A 3,721-nucleotide genomic window follows, 5' to 3' on the forward strand; every position below is an offset into this window, starting at 1 on the left:
AGCGTATGCAACGGTGCATCCTTGTTGTGAGTATCGCGATGAAGAAGTGAAAGACGATCATAAAGAATAACGAGAGAATAACAAGAGAATAAGAAAATAGTAAAAAAGCCTGAATTAATATTCAGGCTTTTTTATTTTTACATATGCCATATAGAATTTACGTCATCGAATTATCTAAACGTGTGTTTACTGAAAACACCAAGTTTAGAAATGCAAATCCGCAATTTAATGGCGTTTTGCAATGCTTGTATGTTGGTATGACGAGCAAAACGCCTAAAGAACGTTTTCTACAACATAAAACAGGCTACAGAAATAAGAAAGGTTATAAGCTGTCTTCTAATATTGTTGAGAAATACGGACTCTATCTTCGTCCGAGTTTATACAATCACATCGATCCAATTCCAACTAGAGCAGAAGCTTTAAAAATGGAAGAAACTCTGGCTTTAGAGTTGCGCAGACAGAAGTATGCGGTTTGGTTTAATTAATTAGAAGGGTTATGTTTTATTAAATAAAATTATATTAGCTGTTTATAAGTAACAATTCAAATTATAGAATGATTAAATCTTTACCATTTAAACTTTTTTTACTACTTTTTATTCTTTCTAGCTTTTATGCAACAGCACAGATTACTCTAACGCATAATTCTTGTGAGGTTGTTAGAACAAATATACATTCTTGCACATCAGCTACTATTTATTGGTCAAGAACATTTACACTTCAAGATTTTGGGATTGGTTTAAACGATGAATTTATTATTACTACAGGGCAAGTGGCTGTAGTTAATACTTCTTGGAGACCTACTGCTAGATTTAGAATTTATGCAATAGATAATGGCTTTCCTTCTACTTTTTTAGAGTCAAACCTAATTGGAATAAGTCAAGAAATATACTTACCATGGTATGTTTCACTCATTCCAGAGATAGTTACATTAGATTTTAATACTCCTATAGTTGTTCCAGCTGGAACGGAGCGTATCTTAGTTGAAGTAGAAAAAGGAGGTGATGTAAATTCGAGTGCAGTAGCTTTTATAGCGGGATCTATTTATGATAATGATTTTTCATGGCAAAGAAGGTGTATAACTGGAGGAGCAACACCAGTTAATGGATTTGTAACAGCAACAGACATGGGGCGTCCAGATGCAAATTTTTATATTAATGTAAGTGGAGTTCGAAATAATATTATTTCTCCCTTCTCTCTAAATTACACAAATGATTGTAGTCAAACACTCAAAGAATTCTATTTAAACAACACAAATAATATAGCTTCTGTTATTTGGAATTTTGGAGATCCAGCATCAGGAGTAAACAATACTTCAAATCTCACTTTGCCTTCACATGACTTTTCAGCATCAGGGCAATATTCTATTGCCGCAAACATTATACAAAACGATGGATCTACTTATGTTATTAATGAAACAATATCTGTAGCCGAACCTCCAATTGCTTATCCTGTTAATGATATTCCTAGTTGTGAAGATAATCAAGGACTGGGTGTTTCTTCAAGTTTTGACACCTCCAATGTCGTATTAGAAGTTGTAAATGGGCAAACAGGAGTTGTTGTTAGCTATTATGATCAAAATGGTAATCAGCTACCTAGTCCATTGCCAAACCCTTTTACTAATACACAAGCAAACACTCAAGAAATTACTGTGCGGGTTAGCAACAGTAGCGATTTATGTTGTTATAGTGAAACGATTTTTGATTTGTTAATAAATCCTCTTCCAGAAATAGCTTCTGTAAATAATTTATTTGCTTGTGACAATAATAGGGATGGTTATGCTATATTCGATTTAAGTAATTTAACAGTTGATTTAGTAAATGGACAGCCAAATATTTTAGTCGAATTATTTGATAGTAGTAATAATAGTATTCCTTTAAATGACTTAAATGATTTTGAAAACCTTATTCTTAATCAAGACTATATAGATGCAGTGTTGACTAATTCTATTACTAACTGCGCTTCAGAAACTAGAATTGTACTCGATATTTATGATAATCCAGAAGTAACTCAATTACCAGAGTTATATGCTTGTGATGATAATGCAGATGGTATTTCAGAATACTTTGACACGGGGAATGTAGAAACTCAAGTTCTAAATGGGCAAACTGGAATGCATGTAACTTATTATAAGGCGGATGGGACAGAGTTACCAAGTCCATTGGCAAACCCGTTTACTAATAGTGAGACCAATAATCAAAATATAACAGTAAGAGTAACGGATGATTTTACTAACTGCTATTCGGAAACTATACTTCATTTAGAAACCATAACACAACCAAATATCAGCCAACCAGATAATTTATATGCTTGTAATCAAGGGGATGGATATGCAACGTTTGAGACTACTTTATTAGAAGGGCAAATTATAGGAAACCAAACAGGATTATCTATACATTATTACGATTCTAATAGTATTGAATTGTCAAGTCCGTTACCTGCTCTATTTCAGAACGTAGAGCCTTATCAACAAACAATATATGTGAAGGTTGTAGATGCTTCTAATTCGTTATGTTATTCTGAAAGATCTTTCGATTTAATAGTAAATAGATTACCAGTGATTAGTATTGAAGAAGAATATTTTATTTGTAATCTAGCACCATCTATTATTATAAATGTCGAATCTAGCTATACGTCTTATGAATGGCTTTTTGAAGATGGAACTTTAATTTCGTCTACGTATAGCGCAGAAATAATAAATGAAGGAAGTTACGTATTAACGGTTGCCGAATTAAAGAACAATATTATTTGTGAAAACTCATTTTCGTTTCGTTTAATTCGTTCTAATTTACCAGAAATTGTACAAGTAAACCATGGCGAATTAGGGAATAATTACATGGAGATAATAGCCTCTGGAGATGGTGATTTTGAATATTCTATTAATGGTGTTAATTATCAAGATAATAATTATTTTTCAAACCTAGAAGGAGGGACTTATACTGTATTTGTTAAAGATAAAGATGGTTGTGGACAAGATTCTAAAGAAATAACAATTATTGATTATCCTAAAATATTTACTCCTAATAATGATGGTTATAATGACTATTGGCAAATAGAAGGGGTCACTAAATTTCCTAATTCTAAAATATTAATATTTGATAGATATGGGAAACTAATAAAACAGCTTTCATCAAATAGTTTGGGTTGGGATGGAACTTTTAATGGAAATACTATGAATACCAACGATTATTGGTTTACGGTAGAACTTGGTACAGGTAAAACCTTCTCTGGTCATTTTACTTTAAAAAGATAGTAGCTTAATATATAGGTGACATCTATTTTACTTTTTCTAGCAAAGTCGTAACCGCTTTTTAAAAATATTAATGCTATATAAAAAAACGCTCCTAGAAACATCTAGAAGCGTTTTTTTATAATTTGCGTTTCTTGGTGATAAACAGAAGACTCTTCTTATTATTATTATGCATAAGAGTGCATGACCTGCCAGCAGCGACTCGCTGCTACATCATCCCTGGCATACCGCCCACCCATTCCTCCTGGCATACCACCTGGAGTATCTTCTTTAATATCAATTAAAGCACATTCTGTAGTTAAAATCATTCCGGCAACAGAAGCAGCATTTTCTAATGCAATTCATACTGGTATTGCAGCGGTTGGTCATGATACGAAAGATTTAAAAGCAACCGATGAAGCGTATGCAACGGTGCATCCTTGTTGTGAGTATCGCGATGAAGAAGTGAAAGACGATCATAAAGAATAACGAGAG

The 3,721-nt window shown here is 32.8% G+C and carries 3 protein-coding genes; all 3 read left to right on the forward strand.

The genetic code is table 11. From position 1 onward, the window contains the following. Positions 1-143: 143 nt before the first annotated feature. The 3 genes from ACVCXO_RS07625 to ACVCXO_RS07635 all read left to right on the forward strand — a co-directional run bounded on the left by ACVCXO_RS07625 (position 144) and on the right by ACVCXO_RS07635 (position 3,715). Positions 144-485, forward strand: a complete 342-nt coding sequence (locus tag ACVCXO_RS07625; RefSeq protein ID WP_452229001.1) for a ribose-5-phosphate isomerase — start codon at positions 144-146, stop codon at positions 483-485. Positions 486-553: 68 nt separating this feature from the next. Beyond that, complete coding sequence (locus ACVCXO_RS07630; RefSeq protein ID WP_452229002.1) at positions 554-3,250, forward strand: T9SS type B sorting domain-containing protein; 2,697 nt, start codon at positions 554-556, stop codon at positions 3,248-3,250. 180 nt (positions 3,251-3,430) lie between these two features. Further along, positions 3,431-3,715 (forward strand): hypothetical protein, encoded by a 285-nt coding sequence (locus tag ACVCXO_RS07635; RefSeq protein ID WP_452229003.1) that lies wholly within the window; start codon positions 3,431-3,433, stop codon positions 3,713-3,715. Positions 3,716-3,721: the final 6 nt, after the last annotated feature.

Source organism: Lacinutrix sp. MEBiC02404 (genome assembly GCF_053601575.1).

Excerpts from the sequence above, each read along its gene's own strand:
- ACVCXO_RS07635 (WP_452229003.1), top strand. The coding sequence starts at position 3,431 with ATGACCTGCCAGCAGCGACTCGCTGCTACATCATCCCTGGCATACCGC.
- ACVCXO_RS07630 (WP_452229002.1), top strand. The coding sequence starts at position 554 with ATGATTAAATCTTTACCATTTAAACTTTTTTTACTACTTTTTATTCTT.
- ACVCXO_RS07625 (WP_452229001.1), top strand. The coding sequence starts at position 144 with ATGCCATATAGAATTTACGTCATCGAATTATCTAAACGTGTGTTTACT.